Below are 17,035 nucleotides of genomic sequence, written 5' to 3' on the forward strand. Positions count from 1 at the left end.
ACGGCTCTACGCTAAGGCACAACTCGCCCCTTAACGAAAACTGAACCATACAATCTATGCCAACTAAGGCACAAAAACAGGAAAACATGTCAACAACTGTTGCTACGCCGCATTCGTATGACGTCAAGAACCTTGAACTGGCCGATCTGGGCAAGCGCCGCATTGAGTGGGCCAACCAGTCCATGCCGGTGCTGCAGATCATCCGCAAGGAATTCATCAAGAACCAGCCGCTGAAGGGCATACGCGTCTCGGCGTGCCTGCACGTGACCACGGAGACCGCCAACCTGGCCATCACCCTGCGTGATGGCGGCGCGGACATGGTGCTGTGCGCGTCCAACCCGCTTTCCACGCAGGACGACGTGGCCGCGTCCCTGGTGCGCGATTTCAATATCTCCTGCCACGCCATCAAAGGCGAGGACAACGAGAGCTACTACAAGCACATTCTTTCAGCGCTGGACCACAAGCCGCATCTCACCATGGATGACGGCGCTGACCTGGTGACCGTGGCGCTGACCAAGCGGACTGACGTGGTGGACGGCATCATCGCCGGGACGGAAGAAACCACCACCGGCGTGATCCGCCTGCGGGCCATGGCCAAGGAAGGCGCGTTGCGCTATCCCATCATCGCCGTGAATGACGCGCTGACCAAGCACATGTTTGACAACCGCTACGGAACCGGCCAGTCCACCATGGACGGGGTGATCCGCTGCACCAACGCGCTCATCGCCGGCAGCAAGTTTGTGGTGGCCGGCTTCGGCTGGTGCGGACGCGGCCTGGCCTCACGCGCGCGCGGCATGGGGGCGGACGTGATCGTCACTGAGATTGACCCCACGAAGGCCATTGAAGCCGTGATGGAAGGCTATCGCGTGATGTCCATGGCGGAAGCCGCCAAGGTCGGCGACATCTTTGTCACCGTCACCGGCAACAAGAACGTGCTGCGCGGCGAACACTTTGATCTCATGAAAAACGGCGCGGTGGTCGCCAACTCCGGCCACTTCAACGTGGAGATTGATATTCCGACGCTGGAGAAGATGGCGTCGTCCAAGCGCCCGACGCGCGACTTTGTGGACGAGTACGCGATGAAAGACGGCCGCAAGATCTACCTGCTGGGAGAAGGCCGCTTGATCAACCTGGCCGCCGCCGAAGGCCATCCGGCGTCGGTGATGGACATGAGCTTCGCCAACCAGGCGCTCTGCTGCGAGTATCTGGTGAAGAACTACAAGACGCTGGAGAAGAAAGTCTATCCTGTCCCTGAAGACCTGGATAAGCGAGTGGCCCGGCTGAAGCTGGAGTCCATGGGCGTGAAGATTGACCGGCTCACGCCAGAGCAGGAAGAGTATCTGGCATCGTGGTCCGAAGGCACCTAAATCAGTAATTGGCAATTAGCAACTGGCAACTAGCCAAACAAAAACAAGCGGCGGCTGAAAGAAGGCCGCCGTTTTTGCTTTGTGTAGCAAAGGCCGCGCCATTATGATCTGCCCTTAGTTAAGAGGACATATGGCTACGAATCTGCCTTCCCCGGAAGCGCCGCCGATTGTTCGCTCCGGATCAAACCTGTTCTTTGCGCTGCCCTTGCCCGGTCAACCGGTGTACTTGCCGCCAGTTTGTGTCAAATGCGGAGCCCCGGCCAGCGGCAAGCCCATTGACAAGACCTACTACTGGCATCATCCCGCCCTTTACCTGGCCATCCTGGCGGGTGTGCTGATTTATGTGATTATCGCGATGATCGTGCGCAAGTCTGTGCGGGTGGCAGTGCCGCTGTGTGCTGAACATCAGGGGAAGCGCAGCCTGTGGGTCACCTTGTCCTGGGTGCTGCCGCTGGTGGGCGTGGCCGACGCCTTTGTGCTGCCACGGTTTGGCGTGGAACCAGCGTGGGGAATCCTGGGGGCAATCGTTCTCGGTTTCGTCGGCCTCGTCATCTGGGCGGTAGTGAGTAATCCCATCCGGCCGCGTTCCATTGACGCGTTTCGCGCCGAGTTTTCCGGCTTCTGCGAGCCATTTTTGGAACAGTTTCCCATCGCCAGCCGGTACTAGGCAGTTTGATCACGGAATCCTGTGATGGCGAACACACCTGGAGCCGGCAAAAGCGCGTAGTCTAAATACGTAAGCGAACTTTCTCATGCGTGGAGCGTTTGAGTTTTCTCCGCAAGAAATTCCGGCTTACGCTGTCCATAAGATACCTATGATGCTGGCCAGAGCCATCTTGTCCACCGCGCTGCTTTGCGTGCCCGGGGGAATCGCCCAAGCGCAGGGCCCGCCGCAGTCGCCACAGCAGCAGCCGCAGCCACAGCAGCCTGTCTTTCGCGCGCAAACCAACCTTGTTCTGGTGCCGGCGCTGGTGAAAAATCAGAATGACGAGATCGTCTATGGGCTGCAAGCCAAAGACTTCATCATTGAAGACGACGGCGTGGAACAGACAGTCAACATGGACGAAGCCGCTGACGTTGTGCCGGTCTCACTGGTGGTCGCGATCCAACTAGGCCGCTCCGCCAAAGCCGAACTTCGCCGCATTCGCGCCCTGGGTACTATGCTCGGTCCCATCCTGAGCCAGGGGCGCAACCGGGCGGCCATCGTCACTTTTGACAGCGAGGTGGTGCTCGCGCGCGGTTTTACCACGGATGGCGAACTTGTCGCCTCCGACCTGCAGAAACTCCGGGCCGGCAACAAAGGCGCCGCCATTCTTAACGCTGTCCGCTATTCCGTGAGCTTGTTGAAGAATGAACCGAAGGAACGCCAACGCGTCCTGCTGCTCATCAGTGAGACCCGCGACCACAGCAAGATAGCCAACTTGGATGACGCGGTGCAGGCCATCGGCGATAGCAACACCGTGGTCTACTCACTGGCCTTTGCTCCCTGGCTCTCCAGCACGCTCGATGCTCTGCGCGGCAACTACGACGACAGCGACGTGGCTGGCACGGCGGGGGGAGTCCGGCGGGGCCCGCTGCTCGCGATGGCTGCCCAGACCATCCGCACGAACACGCCCAAAACCATTGCTGCCATGACCGGCGGAGAATATGAATTGTTCAAGTCAGAGAGAGGCTTTGAAGCGCGCATGACCGACTTTACCAACCATCTGCACAACCGCTACCTCTTGAGCTTCCAGCCTAAGTCGCCGCATCCAGGCTTGCATGAGGTCCGTGTGCGCCTGCGGTCAGGGAACGACATTGTCATTCTGGCCCGCACCAGGTATTGGGCCACTGCACGGGAGAGCGCGCCGGAATAGCCTCAAAAATGCCAGCGTCCCAAGCCGGTTGGTAAACTTGTTTCGTTATGCCTGAGAAACCGCAACTGCAGTGGTTTGCTCCTGACCAGAATTCGTGGCGCGTCCGGCTGCTCGATGTCCGTCCAGTGACGCAGACCATGATCTCCACGTCCTCTGACCCGCAGTGTGCCGCGAATGCCTTGTCTTTTGCGCGCGATGACGGGCGCAGCTTCATTGGAGCGCCTTCCATTGCGCCGCGCACGGTGCAGACCATCCTGCGGTACCGCAGACCTGCCCCGTTGTCCGATGGCGCGCTTTTCCGCCCGGCGATGATGGAACACAAATGGGCGCTCTTCTATCTGCAACGGCGAATCCTCTGCGTGCGCAGCTGGCAGCGCAAGGTTTTTGTGATTGCCGAAACCATGGATGCCGGAGAGTTTCTGGATGTGGTCCGGTTGCAGGGCGCCTTTGACGAGGAGCAAGAGTCCGAGGATTATACGGTGCGTTTTTTTGATTTCCTGATGCGCAGCCACGCGCTCGGCCTTGAATGGCCCGCGCCGCTTCCCCAGGGCGAAGAGCAGGATGCCTGGCGCGCCGCGATGTGGTGCTTTAGCTGCTTCGGCAACATGGTGACTTGCGCGACGCCGGATGCGATTCCGGCAGGTATTCCCGATGAAATGCTGCGAAGCAGCTAGAATTCTTCCTGCGTATCGCGCCCTTCCCGTCTGTTCTTTCTCCGTGCCTCCGTGTCTCCGTGGTGAGATGTGATTTTTCGGTCGCTTACTCCATCCGTCGCAGCACCAGCGCCGAGTTCTTCGACCCAAACGCAATGCAGTTGCACACCGCGTGTTCGATCTCCGCTGTGCGGCCGGCCTCGGGAATGTAATCCAGGTCGCATTCGGGATCGGGCTTTTCCAGGTTGATGGTAGGCGGAAACAGCTTGTGTTTCATCGCCACCAGGGTCGCGGCGATGCCGGCGGCTCCGCAAGCGCCTTGCGGGTGGCCGATCTGCGATTTCAGCGCGGACATTGGCACTTTGTAAGCGTGGTCGCCCAGCGCCAGCTTGAGCGCGGCGGTTTCAATGCGGTCGTTGAGCTGGGTCGAGGTGCCGTGCAAGTTTACGTACTGTATCTGCGCCGGACCCACGCCGGCCTCCTTCATGGCCAGGCCGATGGCGCGGGCCGGCTCTTCTCCGCCTTCCACCAGCCGCACGCGATGGAACGCTTCACAGGTTGACCCGTAGCCGGCAATCTCGGCGTAGATATGCGCGCCGCGGGCGCGGGCGTGGTCGTAATCTTCCAGCACAAACATCCACGAGCCTTCCGCCAGCACAAAGCCGTCGCGATCAGCATTGAACGGCCGCGAACCGCGCTCGGGTTCGTCATTCCATTTCTCGGTCATGATGCGCATCAGGGTGAAGGCCTTCACGATGCCCCAGGCCAGCGGCGAATCCACGCCGCCCACCAGCATCACCGGCTGCGTACCCAGTTGGATCTGGCGCGTGGCGTAGGCGATGGCGTCAGTGGACGAAGTACAGCCGCTGGTGACCACGTGGCTCAGCCCGCGGAAGCCGAAGCGCATGCTGACCTCGCTGGACATGGTGCCCATGGTCCCGCTGGGAATGGTGAAGATGCTTACCTGCTTGATTTTGCCCTGGTAATAAAGATGATATTGGTGGTCGGTAAAGTCGTTGGCGCCGCCGCCGGTGCCCAGCGCTACGCCGATCTCGCGCTTTTCATCCAGCGAGAGCTTGGCGGGATCAATGCCGGCATCGCTCAGTGCTTCCGTGGACGCCGCGATTGCCAGCGGGACGCTGCGGGAAACGTGCTTCATCTCCTTGGCGTCCAGCCAATCCAGTTCGTTGAAGTCCTGCACTTCTCCGGCAATCCGCACCGGTAGATCAGAGGCGTCAAAGCGGGTAATCTTCTTGACTCCGCTCTTGCCCGCCAGAATTGCCTGGCAGAAGGCTTGTTTACCGATTCCATTCGGGCTGACCACGCCCATTCCTGTAATGACCGCCCGTTTCAGCATAGATACTGATTCTATAATTGATGCAGGACTTGCGCGCTTTGCTGGACGCTCAATCACCGCCCTTAACAAATCTTTATGCCTTCGGGTATCTACATCTCGGTACCGTTTTGCCGCTCCAAGTGCACCTACTGCAACTTTGCGTCCGGCGTATTCTCCGCGGTGCAGATGGGCGCCTAAGTTGAGCGGGCAATCAGAGAAAAGCAATAAGCTATTGCTGCTGCAGATCTAAATCCTCTGGCGTTTGCACCAACACGATCCCGTCCAAAAGTTCTTTCCTGAGGGTAACGATTCGAGGGGGGTGCTTCCCATTCTTATCTTGACTTATTTTGTACGTCATTACTAACAATTCGTGCTCGTTTTGGTAAAGGATGCTTACATTTCCGGTTATCGTAGACTCGGCTGTACTGCAAGTACATATGATGGCCTCCATGTTTCTCCACAGCCTTGCTCCGTCTTTGTTGAGGTAAAGCTGCGCAAATACGGGATATGCTCCTCCCTGCGCGTCCGGTACAAAACGGTAAACGGGATCCACGATCCGTGCACCGAAGATGAGCAGGGATACCAACACAATAGCCAAGAATAAAGCGATCGTAATGCGCCTGCCTTTCGCGGCCTGACGATTCGTCCTATCTATGGCGCTCATTTGCTTGGTTGCTTGACTTAACGCGAAGATACCAAGGCATGCGGGAAAAAGAAGTTCACGAACCACGTACTTGATCATGTTCCGCGAGAAGACATCGTTTCGTTCCACCAAGAATGAAAGGACGAATAAATCCAAGGCAATGCCCACGGCGATACCCATTACCATGAGGGCTGCGAAGCGGAATTGCTGATACTTTTTGGGTAGTCCCCATACATATCCGTACAATATAGGAGCCAGTGCTGGGGACGCTGATGTAAGGAACAGAGCGAATGCCCAAGCGCCTGTGAGAATAAACTTTGGCCGCAGGGTGCTGAAATCACTGATTCCGAGCGATCTTAGGTACTGATTCGATATCAGCAACCCTAGGGCATACAGTCCGATCGCGAGCGCAGCTATGACTTTAGCTGTTCTTTCGAACGTTTCAAAAGACAACGGTTGCGCTTCAGGGTCTTTGTTGGGCGAGTCAAGTTTCCCACTCATGCTAGGAGTCGACACCAACATATCATACCGCTATTGGGCGCAGGCGAGAAGCACGCACGTGATCGTTCACCTATTTATAATTGTGGTTCGAGGAACCCAAACAGATTTCTCTTAGCCTAACCAGAAAATGGCTCTTAGCATCTACATCTCGGTGCCGTTTTGCCGCTCCAAGTGCACGTACTGCAACTTTGCCTCCGGAGTGTTCTCCGCGGCGCAGATGGGCGCATACGTTGAGCGGCTGAGCGCTGACATGCGCGCCAAGCGTGCCGTGGCCGAGGAAAGCGGAGCAGAGATTCCTGAGCCGGTGGACACCATCTACCTTGGCGGCGGGACGCCCAGCCTGCTTCCGCCGGACGAGTTGAAGAAGCTGTTCTTCAATTTGCGGCAAGAGTACAAAGTCCTGCCCAAAGTCGAGATCACGGTGGAGTGCGCGCCCGGCACCATCACGGACCAGATCATCCACACGCTGACGACGCGCGGCGTGAATCGCGTGAGCCTGGGCGTGCAATCGTTTGTGGACCAGGAAGCAGCGTCGGTGGCGCGTCTGCACACGCGGGCCACGGTCCTCGACGACATCGAGCGCCTGCGCAAAGCCGGGATCAGCAACATCAACGTTGACCTGATCGCCGGACTGCCTCACCAGACGCGCGAGAGCTGGGAATACTCGCTGGACCAGGCGATTTCGAGCGGCGTCCCGCATGTGAGCGTGTACATGCTGGAAGTGGATGAAGATTCGCGGCTGGGACGCGAGCTGATGGCCGGCGGAACCAGGTACCACGCGCACCACGTTCCCGACGACGACCTGACGGCCGAATTCTATGAGACCGCTTGCCGCAAGCTGGAAACGGCGGGTGTCCAGCAGTATGAAATTTCCAACTTCGCTCGCGCAGGCTTTGAGTCGCTCCACAACCTGAAGTATTGGACGCGCCAGCCATATCTCGGCTTCGGCGTGGACGCGCACTCCATGCTGCCGGCGTCGGAGAAGCTTCGCGCGCAAGGCACGGATTGCGTGCGGTTCGCGACCAGCGATTCCTACGATCAATTCCTGGCTGGCCCGCAGATCGCGGCGTCGCCGGTTTCGGTGGAGCAGGCGCTGGAGGAGAGTTTCTTTCTAGGGTTGCGGCTGAATCGCGGCATCAGCGTGTCCGAGCTGCACCAAAGGTTTGGGAAACGAATGGACGCGCAGTCGCTGGTCATCGAGGGGCTTGTTTTGGCCGGTCTTCTCTCGGACGACGGCAACAAGATACGGTTGACGCCGCGCGGGCGCTTGCTGTCGAATGAAGTGTTTGAGAAGTTCATCGTAGAGCGGCAAACGGCGATTTCTCCGCCGGATAGATGAGGTCGTAGCAAAAGGCGTGTTCTTTAAGATCGTCATCCCGACGGACGTAAAGCGAGCACGCGCTTTCGCCAGCGTGCGAGTAGGCCGGAGGGACCTCGTGTTCAGTTAGGCTCATGTAACTTCATAAGCGCAAGGTCCCTCGCCCCTATTCGAGCGCTGATGAGAGCGCGCTCTCATAGACGGGGCTCGGAATGACGTTGCTATGTAAGTATGGAATCCGCGAAACAATACAGAGAACCCATGCCATCCAAACTCACCCAACCCGCACCCGCTGCTGCCGAAACCCGGCAAACAAGATCTGCCATTGATCTGCGCAGTGACACCGTCACTCAGCCGACGCCCGAGATGCGGCGCGCCATGGCGGAAGCCGAAGTCGGCGACGACGTTTACGGCGAAGATCCCACAATGAACCGCTTGCAGGATCGCGCGGCGCAGGTCTTTCAGAAAGAAGCCGCGATCTTTGTGCCCTCCGGCACCATGGGAAACCAGATCGCCGTGAAGGTGCACACGCATCACGGGCAGGAAATTATCTGCGAAGAGCGCGCGCACTTCATCAACATGGAGTCGGCCACGGTGGCGGCGTTTTCGGGATGCCAGCCGCGTCCTATCTACGGCGAAAACGGCGCGCTGACCTGGGACCAGATCAAGAAAAAGATCGCGCCCCCAGCTTACTATCGCTCACAGACCGGGCTGATCTGGCTGGAGAATTCGCTCAGCCTGGCCGGCGGCACCGTGTTTCCCCAGGCCCAGGCGGACGAGATATGTGACCGCGCGCACGAAATGGGCTTGCCCGTGCACCTGGATGGCGCGCGCATTTTCAACGCCGCCACCGCCGTGGGCAAATCCGTGGCGGAGATCACCGGCAAGTTTGATTCGGTGATGTTCTGCTTGTCCAAAGGCCTGTGCGCGCCCGTGGGTTCGATGCTGGTGGGCAGCAAGGCGTTCATTGACAAAGCTCGCGTGTATCGCAAGGCGCTGGGCGGAGGCATGCGGCAGTCGGGCGTGCTGGCCGCGGCGGGGATCATCGCGCTGGAGAAGATGCCGGCCCGACTGAAAGAAGACCACGACAACGCCCGCGTGCTGGCCGATGGCCTGGCGCAAATCGCGGGTATCAAGATTGATCCCAAGAAATCGCCAACCAACATTCTGGTTTTCGACATCACCGGCACGGGCATGGATACCGCTGAATTCAGCCGCCGGTTGGCGGAAAAGAACGTCCTGGCGGCGGGGATTGATCTGGAGCAGATGCGCTTTGTGACGCATAACGACATCACCCGCGAGGATTGTTTGAAGACGCTGGAAGTAGTGCGGGCCGTCTGCAGGAAATGAGTGGAGACGGTTTGATAAACTCTTGTAAGCCAGACAGCCACAAGGACCGAACCATGCCCCCACAAGTTTCAACTGCCCCGGAAGTTTCACTGCGCGAGTTTCAGGAAGCCCGCAAGATCGTTTCTTCCTTCGCTTACCACACGCCGCTGCTGACGTCGCGCATTCTGAGCGAACGCACAGGCTTCGACGTCCGGCTCAAGGCGGAGATGTTTCAGAAGGGCGGATCGTACAAGGTCCGCGGGCCGCTGAACAAGTTCCGCCATCTGACAGAAGAGCAGCGCAAACGCGGCGTGATCTGCTCTTCCGCCGGGAACCACGCGCAGGGCGTGGCCCTGGCGGCAGGCGTGTACAAGATGAAAGCCGTGGTAGTGATGGCCAGCAACGCCACGCAGTCGAAAGTGGACGCCACGCGGGCCTACGGCGCCGAGGTCGTCCAGCACGGATTGATCTGGGACGAAGCCAACGAGAAGTCCAAGCAGCTTTGTGAAGAACGCGGCCTGACCTACATCCATCCTTTTGACGACATGCAACTCATCACCGGCCAGGGAACGCTTGGCCTGGAAGTCTATGAGGACTTTCCGCAGGTGGACGTCGCGGTGGTGCCCATCGGCGGCGGAGGGTTGATCTCCGGCGTTTCCATGGCGCTGAAGGCACTGAATCCCAAGATCAAGATCATCGGTGTGGAATCGTCGGACGGGCCGGGCATGAAAAAGAGCATCGAAGCCGGGCACGTGGTCACGCTGGACAAGATTGACTGCATCATTGACGGGCTGCGGGTGAAGCGCGTGGGCGAACACACTTTCTCGGTGGTGCAGCGCTTTGTGGACGACATTGTCACCTTGCCCGACCGCGAAATATTTGACGCGATGATCTGGATCATGTCGCACTGCAAGCTGGTGGTGGAAGGCGCCGCCGCCGCGCCGGTGGCCGCGCTTCTCCACGGTCTGATCAAGGCCCCGGCCGGGTCGAAGGTGGTCTGCGTGCTCAGCGGCGGCAATGTGAACCTGGACCAACTCAAAGGGCTGAAGTGGAACTGATCGTCAAGCAGTTCGCTGGGAAGCGTGCGGCTTAGGCTTTTCCTTCCGGCGCCTTTCCTTCGGGACCAAAGATTGAGAGCAGGTGCCCGTCGGGATCGCGAAAGTGTGACGCCCACTCCGCAGGCGTGACCTGCCGCGGCTCGCCCAGGAACGTGACTCCCTGGTCGGCCAGCTCTTTCTGCGCGCCGCGCACGTTGTCCACCTGGAACACAACTTCCGTGGCGCCGGCCACGTGGGGCGCCATGCGGGTATGTCCGGGGCTCAACCCCAGGCGGACAGGGCCCGCGCTCAGCAGAGCGATCTGCGGTTCGTGCATCTGAATCTTGAGTCCAAGTTTCTTGCTATAGAACTGCACGGCCTGGTCCAGGTCGCGCACGCCCAGCATGACGGCGTTGATCCCGGAGATTTGAACGGCCATAAGGCCTCCCTTCGCGATGAGCGAAACTAGTTAGCAATGCTAAGTAATATCCGGAGCTTTGACCTTTGTCAAGAAAATAGTTAGCCTAGCTAATCATGCCTCCCAAGACAAAGCCGAAGGCTACCGAAGATCTGGCGGACCGGCTGCACAGCACGGCTATCCACTTATTGCGCCTGGTGCGGGTGCAGGACGCGGCTGCGGGCATCGGCCCGGCGCAGCTCTCGGCGCTGTCGGTGATCGTCTTTGGTGGGCCGGTCTCCCTGCAGGACCTGGCGCGGGCGGAGATGGTGCGCCCGCCGACGATGAGCCGCGTGGTAGACGCCCTGGAGGCCGCCGGGCTGGCTCGCCGGAAAGTGAACTCCGCTGATCGCCGCGCGGTGCTGATTGAGGCCACGGAGAAGGGAGCGGCGTTGCTGCACCAGGGCCGGCGCCGCCGCGTAAAGTTTCTGGCCCGGCATCTCTCTCGTCTGACCTCCAGCGAACTCCAAGACATTGATCGCGCCGTGGCGTCGGTGCAAAAGGCCTTGCGCGGCCAACGCGGCTAGTATTGAATAACTGTGCGCAAGAGGAGCAAGCCATGGCAAATGACGCCGGTCCAGGGCCCCAATTGCTACCAGACATCTGGAAGTACATTTACTACCCTCCGGAAGGAAAAGACTATTCCTACTTTGCCCACGCAGCGAAATATCCCTTTTTGGCCGCGAGCGTTCCTGAAGCCCAGCGCTACCTGGTGAAGGCCGCGTGGGCCGCTGACGCCGCCATGCTCGCCTACGGACGCTGCGGGGAAGCGCCGATGCCTCCGGACAAGTTCAATGCATATTTCACACAGGCTGGTTTCTCAAAGCCTGAGTTGATTGGCGACTGGACGCCGGATGCTAAAGGGACGCAAGGATACTTTGCGACAAGCTCCAACAGCCAGTTTGCGGTCCTCTCGTTTCGTGGCACGGAGCGCAAAGATCCTACGGATCTCCTGGCAGACTTGAACGCTCTGCAAAGCGACGAACCCGAGCACGCTGCTCCTGCTGCTGCCCCGCAAGGTCCCGCCGCCTCCATCGTGGACCGCGTGGTCCAGGGCACCAAGGATTTTCTTTTTCATACCAGCCGCGTCCACGCCGGCTTTCAACGAGCTTTGGACCAGGTTTGGACGAAGGTGGATAAGCTACTCAACGAATTCCGCAGCAGTCACCCGCAGGCGGAGATTGTTTTCACCGGACACAGTCTGGGCGCCGCTCTGGCCACGCTGGCCGTCAACCGCTTCCAGGGAGCTGGAGCTTCGCTCTACACCATTGGCAGCCCGCGCGTCGGCAACAAAACGTTCTGTGACAGTGTGCATCGGCAGACCGGCGGGAGGGTCTTCCGTTTTGTAAACCATCATGACCTGGTTACGCACGTACCGATCAAAGCGCCGATGTATCAGCACGTCGAAGAGCAAGGCTACGTGATTGATCCCAGCGGAGAACTTTCCCTGGGAAACGAGGATGCCTCCAGCGATTTGAAGACTTTGAGCGAGTTTGGAGTAGAGATGCTGAGTAAGGGCAAGCTTTTTGACCTGAACAGCCAGGCGCCGCCGCAACTGGTGGACCATTCGCCGGGGCGCTACTGCATGCTCCTGCGCTATCACCTGGAACATCACGTGGCGCCGGTCTGAAAGAGTTCGTCGCCTGTTCCGCGTTATGCTTGAAATCGCGATTGATTGGCAGAAGGCCCATGCGTAAAGGGAAAAAGAAAAAATCAAAGAAGTTCACGGCGGCCACCGCGGTCAAGTCCATGTCACGCGCGGCCATCGGCATGGTTCCAGCGGTCAAGCGCAAGGAAAGCAGGAAGCGCGTCGAGAAACCCAAGCACAAGCCAACACTGAAGAAACTGCTGTCGGAATCTGACGCCGGCTGATTGTGGGCGCGGTCTGAACAAGGCCTTTCAAGGCCACTTGGTCACTACCATCGCAATCAGCGCCAGCCCCAGGCCCACACAGAAGGCGGGACTGGCCACGGCAAACACTACCATCGCCGCCAGCACGATCAGCAGCGCGAAACGGGCGTGATGCAGGGTGTAGTCGGTGACGAGGAGTATCAGCGCGCTCACGGGAATCAACAGCAGGCAAAGCCCGGCCTGGGTCCATGTGAAATGCTCCATGCGGGCGAAGCGCACCACGCCGGCGAAGACCAGCACAACTCCCAGCGCGGCCAGCAAAAAGGCCCCTCGTACCATCCGGCGTCTCCTCGCAAAGTACCGTTGAGGAATTTCATCACATTCGCGGCGGGAAAACGAATCGCAACAGTCCAGTCGCAATAAGAGAAGCTGCTGAGGCACTGGCCACGCGCGGCAAGATGCGGTAAAAGATTTCCATGACCCACCAGCAACTGGTTTGCCTGGCTGAACGGTGGCTGCGCCGCCGCTATCGCTGCGGCATTGTGCTTTCTGAGCAGTGCTGCGCCAGCGGAGAGACGCCCGACGTGATCGGCTGGAAGAGCAAATGCCGTTCGGTTTTAGTGGAGTGCAAAATCACCCGCGCCGATTTTCTCGCCGACCGCGAGAAGCCTTTTCGCCGCGACCCCACGCAAGGCATGGGCGCTGAACGGTTGTACTGCGCGCCGCAGGGCCTCATCGCGAAAGCCGAACTGCCCAAAGGCTGGGGACTGCTGGAGTGCAAGGGCCGCGAAGTCACGCTGGCCGTCAGGCCCAGCCGCGTCAGCCAGCGCGCCGACGCCGGCATGATGTGGGAGATGAATCTTCTGCTGGCCAGCCTGCGCCGCGTGGAAGTCCGCATTGAACCCCAGACCATCACTGACTTTCTCAAATGGAAAAACCGTCTGGCGGAATACAACGGCGGACGTCTGCCGGAAGGCGTTGTGTCCGCGGACGCCGAGCCCAACGTGCATCTGGAGCAGCCGGCAATCGCCTAAGAACAATTCCGTCAGATGGCATGCATTGCGCTGCGACAGAGCTTCTTCGCAGCACAGTTGCCCGCAGGCTCCAGGTTGGAGTAGGCTTGTGGGCCGTCAGTTGGGCAAACTCTCAAGGAAGGCCGCGGAGCCGGACCGCTGGGCTGATCGTCGCCAGCCGTTGCCGCTCCGGCATCCGGCATCCCTCAGGAGGACGTAATGGTCGCACTCTCAGCGCTGTGGATCCCCATTTTGCTGTCCGCCGTCATCGTGTTTGTTGCCAGCTCCGTCATCCATATGGCGTTCTCGTTCTGGCACGCCGGCGACTACCCGGCTCTGCCCAACGAAGAAAAAGCCATGGACGCGCTGCGTCCGCTGGCCATCCCTCCGGGCGACTACATGATGCCCCGGTGCAAGACTACGCAGGAGATGAAAACCCCGGCGTTTGCCGAAAAGCTGAAGAAAGGCCCGGTGATGGTGCTCACCGTGCTCCCCAACGGCGAGTGGGCCATGGGGCAGATGCTGGTCATGTGGTTTATCTACTCGGTGGTAGTCAGCTTCTTCGCCGCGTACATCACCGGACACGCGCTGCATGCCGGCTCGCACTATCTGGAAGTGTTCCGCTTCGTCGGGGCGACGGCGTTCATGGGATATTCGCTGGCGCTGTGGCAGATGTCCATCTGGTACCGCCGCTCATGGACCACCACCATCAAGGCGACCATTGACGGCCTGGTCTACGCGTGCCTGACGGCGGGAACGTTCGGCTGGTTGTGGCCGAAATAGAAGCAGACGGACTCACCGCAGAGGACGCAAAGGGAAATTGGGGAGAGCTGCGGCCGCGGACGAACCATGGAGCGCAGGCGCCCCCGCCTGCGGCCCGCTCCCCCTATTTGCGGTAATCCCAAGAACACGAGAGAAACAGGCTGTCTGCAGCCGCCCGATGTTCCCAAGAACCAGCGTCCTCAGAGGAAAGCATTCCCGAGGAAGAGCTATCGGAAGAAGACGAGCAAGCTCCGACCAACGCCACAGCCGAGGGCGGCTGCGCTCCATAGTGCCATTAATATTGATGATGTTTCTAAAGAAGCTCGAATCTGTTGGTTTTGTCTTTAGCACTCTTGTTCGTCCGCCGGAAAAAATAGTAGTCGGCCGTGTAGGGCACGAGCGTTTGTTTACCCACATCGGCGGCAGCGGAGCAGCCGGTAGCGGGAGCGGATCCTCCGTTGGTATTTAAGCGTTGGATGAAAGTGGTGTTGGTCAGGACATTGCCGCCAGCGGGCCCCTTTTCCGACCCGATTGATTGCAGCAATAGACAGCCTATCGCACCCGCATTCGGGCAACTCGGGTCGGAGCCGGCAGGGACCGAGCGGAGCATTTGTCCCCACACCTTGCTGCTATCCAGGGAACTCTGCCAGGTCGCACTGCCGAAGGGCAGGGGCTTGGGAGCGAACTGGTTGGGCCTTGCATCGGGACTGAGATAGTGGGTGATGATCTGGGTATCGTGTACCGGAGCAGCAGCAAAAAGAGTGGCTTCGGGGCGACTGCCGGTGACGGTCCAGGAAGCGCCGGTCCCTGTGGGCAGGCAAACATAGCCCTGTGTGCCCACGGCATGGCCCACCAGGAAGACAGAGTTTCCGGCCGGGGGCGCAATCACCGCAGGAGGGGTGGTTGACGCGTCTTTCCGTGCCTCCGCCAGGATCACCAGGCTGAATGCCCAAGCGAGAATCACAAGCGTGGCCGACAGCAGAACCCAGATTTGCCCGGGCGTTCCGGGATGCTGATCAAGTTTGTAGCTCATTGACTTGTTCTCCATTGCGAGGCAAGCAATTGCGTGCCCGCCTCGCCGATCAATCGTGTAGCGGTTAGAGTTGTTACAGAACTCGGACCGAAATCACCTGAAGGTGAGCCGGCCGACGATTGGTTGTGGCCACCTAGTACGTAGCCACCATCGCCAAGGCGCCAACATCCGTGGGAGACGGGGACCCACGGACCTCGCTCAGGGCCCCGGTGAGCTGATCGATAGTGAACACCCTCACTCCTTGCGTGCCGTCAAGTCCGACGTAAGCAAACTGCGCTCCCGGCTCCACCATTACCGAAACCGGAGAAATTGAAGCGGGAAATGGACTGCCTTGGAGTTCGATCAAAGCTCCAATGTCCTCGTCTATCGAAAATCCCGTGACGCTGTTGCCACCGGCGCTGTTGGCGCCATTGGTTACATAAAGGAACCGGCCCGACGCATCTACAGCAGCGGAAGTTGGATTCTCACCGGCGGTAAATGGCGCGACTCCGATCTGCGTCAGGGCGCCATTCACCGGGTCAATGCTGTATCCAAAAACCGAGGTTGACGGACCCAGGGAAGAGCTTGAAATCACCGCATACAAGAAGCGGCCTGACGGGTCGACTGCCAGCGCCTTGGGAATGAATCCGGTGCTGGCGGGATCGCCCGGAACCGCTGAGAGTGTGCCATCCGCCGCAATCGAAAAAGCTGGAATGCTCGCAGCCGCGCCTACGTGAAGCGCTTGATAGAAGAATCTTCCGTCCGGTGAAGTGTTTGCCGATAAGAGGTTCGTGTTGGCCAAATTTGCCGGAGGCAGCGCGGTGAGTGATCCATTGGCGCCAATGCTGAACGTGGTGATCTCTCTTGCATTCGCATCGGTCATGAAGAGAAAGTCAGCGGTTGGGTGGGCGACGACGGAAACCGGGCTCGAAGTGACCGATGTGGAAAAAGGCCCATCTGGCAGCGGGGTCAGCTCTCCCGCCGCCCCAATCTGGAACCCCCAGACCACACCTAGAACGGAGTCGGCGGCGTAAAGGAATTTCTGGTCTCGGGTGACGGCCAGCGAAAGGATCGTGCCGACTGCGGTGAATTTGGAACCGGTTGCCGGAGTGAGCCTCCCGCTTGTGGAATCGATTGAAAAGCCCTCAATGCCAGAGAGTCCTGCCGTGTACAGGAATTTAGGGACGCGGCGCACAACACTAACGGTGGCCTCGCCGGAAACGCCGTTCAACTTGACTACGATCCTCACGTCGCCGGGTCCGCGTGTGTACCCCTGGCCGATGCGTTGCGGAGTCGTGTTGACTTGAAGCACGGCCGGATCAGTGGTGCTCCAGGCGACCAATGGCGTGAGAATGTGCGTTGTGCCATCCGCAAAAGTTCCGATTGCACCGAACTGCTGGTTCGTGCCGAGCTCCAGAATCCCGCCGGAAGGCACCACGGCAATCGACTGCAGGGGCGTTGCTGTCACATGCACCAGGAAAGACGCGGTGACTGTTTCTCCCGCCATACCGAAGGTTGCTGAAATAGTGACGTCGCCTGCCCCAACCGCACTCTCCAGGCCGCTCAATTGAGTAATCGTCGCAACCGAATTCGCATTCGAAGCCCATACGGAAAGTCCAGTAACGTCGCGGGTAGTTGCGTCATTAAAGGTGGCGGTGGCTTTGAATTGTTGAGTCGCGCCAACTGATTGAAGGGAGACCGCGGGCGCAATTTCCAGCGCGGTTGGAAAATGTGTATTTGCAGGAGGCGTTGTTACTGCTTGCTTCCCGGCGCCGCCGCAAGCGGCAAGCGATAGAACAAGACACGCGAAAGTGGCGCACAAAATAGATTTCCGCAGCATTCCTGGGCGCGGAAGGCTTGCTGTAGGTGCAAGATAGGCCAAACTGGCTGGCACAGGACG

At 59.3% G+C, this 17,035-nt stretch carries 18 protein-coding genes; 12 read left to right on the forward strand and 6 right to left on the reverse strand.

Annotated elements, in window-relative coordinates; all coding sequences use genetic code 11:
• Positions 1-86: 86 nt before the first annotated feature.
• The 4 genes from ahcY to LAO20_14735 all read left to right on the forward strand — a co-directional run bounded on the left by ahcY (position 87) and on the right by LAO20_14735 (position 3,897).
• A complete protein-coding gene (gene ahcY, locus LAO20_14720; protein ID MBZ5532683.1) occupies positions 87-1,367 on the forward strand; it encodes an adenosylhomocysteinase in 1,281 nt (426 codons plus the stop codon).
• 130 nt (positions 1,368-1,497) lie between these two features.
• Positions 1,498-2,034 carry a hypothetical protein gene (locus tag LAO20_14725; GenBank protein ID MBZ5532684.1) on the forward strand — a complete coding sequence of 179 codons (537 nt, stop codon included), beginning with the start codon at positions 1,498-1,500 and terminating at the stop codon, positions 2,032-2,034.
• A 148-nt stretch (positions 2,035-2,182) separates the two neighbouring features.
• A complete protein-coding gene (locus tag LAO20_14730) occupies positions 2,183-3,223 on the forward strand; it encodes a VWA domain-containing protein (GenBank protein MBZ5532685.1) in 1,041 nt (346 codons plus the stop codon).
• Positions 3,224-3,348: 125 nt separating this feature from the next.
• Positions 3,349-3,897, forward strand: coding sequence for a hypothetical protein (locus LAO20_14735; protein ID MBZ5532686.1), 549 nt, complete (start codon positions 3,349-3,351; stop codon positions 3,895-3,897).
• Between the two features lie 85 nt (positions 3,898-3,982).
• Here the strand turns inward: LAO20_14735 and LAO20_14740 are convergent, their stop codons facing one another.
• Entirely contained in the window at positions 3,983-5,233 is a 1,251-nt protein-coding gene (locus tag LAO20_14740; protein MBZ5532687.1) for a beta-ketoacyl-[acyl-carrier-protein] synthase family protein, read from the reverse strand.
• A 208-nt stretch (positions 5,234-5,441) separates the two neighbouring features.
• Positions 5,442-6,356 carry a hypothetical protein gene (locus LAO20_14745; protein MBZ5532688.1) on the reverse strand — a complete coding sequence of 305 codons (915 nt, stop codon included), beginning with the start codon at positions 6,354-6,356 and terminating at the stop codon, positions 5,442-5,444.
• Positions 6,357-6,483: 127 nt separating this feature from the next.
• Between LAO20_14745 and hemW the strand changes: the two genes are divergently transcribed.
• The 3 genes from hemW (at position 6,484) to LAO20_14760 (ending at position 10,061) form a co-directional block, all read left to right on the forward strand.
• On the forward strand, positions 6,484-7,695 hold the full coding sequence (gene hemW / locus LAO20_14750; GenBank protein MBZ5532689.1) for a radical SAM family heme chaperone HemW: 1,212 nt from the start codon (positions 6,484-6,486) through the stop codon (positions 7,693-7,695).
• Between the two features lie 240 nt (positions 7,696-7,935).
• On the forward strand, positions 7,936-9,024 hold the full coding sequence (locus LAO20_14755; protein MBZ5532690.1) for a low specificity L-threonine aldolase: 1,089 nt from the start codon (positions 7,936-7,938) through the stop codon (positions 9,022-9,024).
• Positions 9,025-9,077: 53 nt separating this feature from the next.
• Positions 9,078-10,061, forward strand: coding sequence for a pyridoxal-phosphate dependent enzyme (locus tag LAO20_14760; protein ID MBZ5532691.1), 984 nt, complete (start codon positions 9,078-9,080; stop codon positions 10,059-10,061).
• 31 nt (positions 10,062-10,092) lie between these two features.
• On the opposite strand, the gene LAO20_14765 is transcribed toward LAO20_14760, so the two are convergent.
• Positions 10,093-10,479 carry a VOC family protein gene (locus tag LAO20_14765; GenBank protein ID MBZ5532692.1) on the reverse strand — a complete coding sequence of 129 codons (387 nt, stop codon included), beginning with the start codon at positions 10,477-10,479 and terminating at the stop codon, positions 10,093-10,095.
• 95 nt (positions 10,480-10,574) lie between these two features.
• Between LAO20_14765 and LAO20_14770 the strand changes: the two genes are divergently transcribed.
• From LAO20_14770 to LAO20_14780, 3 genes are read left to right on the forward strand one after another with little or no spacing between them, the layout of a single operon-like run.
• Positions 10,575-11,024 carry a MarR family transcriptional regulator gene (locus LAO20_14770; GenBank protein MBZ5532693.1) on the forward strand — a complete coding sequence of 150 codons (450 nt, stop codon included), beginning with the start codon at positions 10,575-10,577 and terminating at the stop codon, positions 11,022-11,024.
• 32 nt (positions 11,025-11,056) lie between these two features.
• The gene (locus tag LAO20_14775) at positions 11,057-12,127 is read left to right on the forward strand and encodes a lipase family protein (protein MBZ5532694.1); all 1,071 of its coding nucleotides are present in this window, start codon (positions 11,057-11,059) and stop codon (positions 12,125-12,127) included.
• Positions 12,128-12,186: 59 nt separating this feature from the next.
• Positions 12,187-12,369: a hypothetical protein gene (locus LAO20_14780; GenBank protein ID MBZ5532695.1), complete on the forward strand. Its 183-nt coding sequence runs from the start codon at positions 12,187-12,189 to the stop codon at positions 12,367-12,369.
• A gap of 27 nt (positions 12,370-12,396) precedes the next feature.
• Here the strand turns inward: LAO20_14780 and LAO20_14785 are convergent, their stop codons facing one another.
• Entirely contained in the window at positions 12,397-12,687 is a 291-nt protein-coding gene (locus LAO20_14785) for a hypothetical protein (protein MBZ5532696.1), read from the reverse strand.
• A gap of 137 nt (positions 12,688-12,824) precedes the next feature.
• Between LAO20_14785 and LAO20_14790 the strand changes: the two genes are divergently transcribed.
• Together LAO20_14790 and LAO20_14795 are read left to right on the forward strand one after the other, a co-directional pair.
• Positions 12,825-13,382: a hypothetical protein gene (locus LAO20_14790; protein ID MBZ5532697.1), complete on the forward strand. Its 558-nt coding sequence runs from the start codon at positions 12,825-12,827 to the stop codon at positions 13,380-13,382.
• 198 nt (positions 13,383-13,580) lie between these two features.
• Positions 13,581-14,144 (forward strand): hypothetical protein, encoded by a 564-nt coding sequence (locus LAO20_14795; GenBank protein ID MBZ5532698.1) that lies wholly within the window; start codon positions 13,581-13,583, stop codon positions 14,142-14,144.
• A 292-nt stretch (positions 14,145-14,436) separates the two neighbouring features.
• Here LAO20_14795 and LAO20_14800 read toward each other — a convergent pair whose 3' ends face one another.
• Together LAO20_14800 and LAO20_14805 are read right to left on the reverse strand one after the other, a co-directional pair.
• Positions 14,437-15,156, reverse strand: a complete 720-nt coding sequence (locus tag LAO20_14800; GenBank protein ID MBZ5532699.1) for a DUF3455 domain-containing protein — start codon at positions 15,154-15,156, stop codon at positions 14,437-14,439.
• A gap of 133 nt (positions 15,157-15,289) precedes the next feature.
• Positions 15,290-16,957, reverse strand: coding sequence for a beta-propeller fold lactonase family protein (locus LAO20_14805; GenBank protein ID MBZ5532700.1), 1,668 nt, complete (start codon positions 16,955-16,957; stop codon positions 15,290-15,292).
• Between the last annotated feature and the right edge of the window lie 78 nt (positions 16,958-17,035).

The organism is Terriglobia bacterium, from assembly GCA_020072815.1.
Classification (GTDB): domain Bacteria; phylum Acidobacteriota; class Terriglobia; order Terriglobales; family Acidobacteriaceae; genus Angelobacter.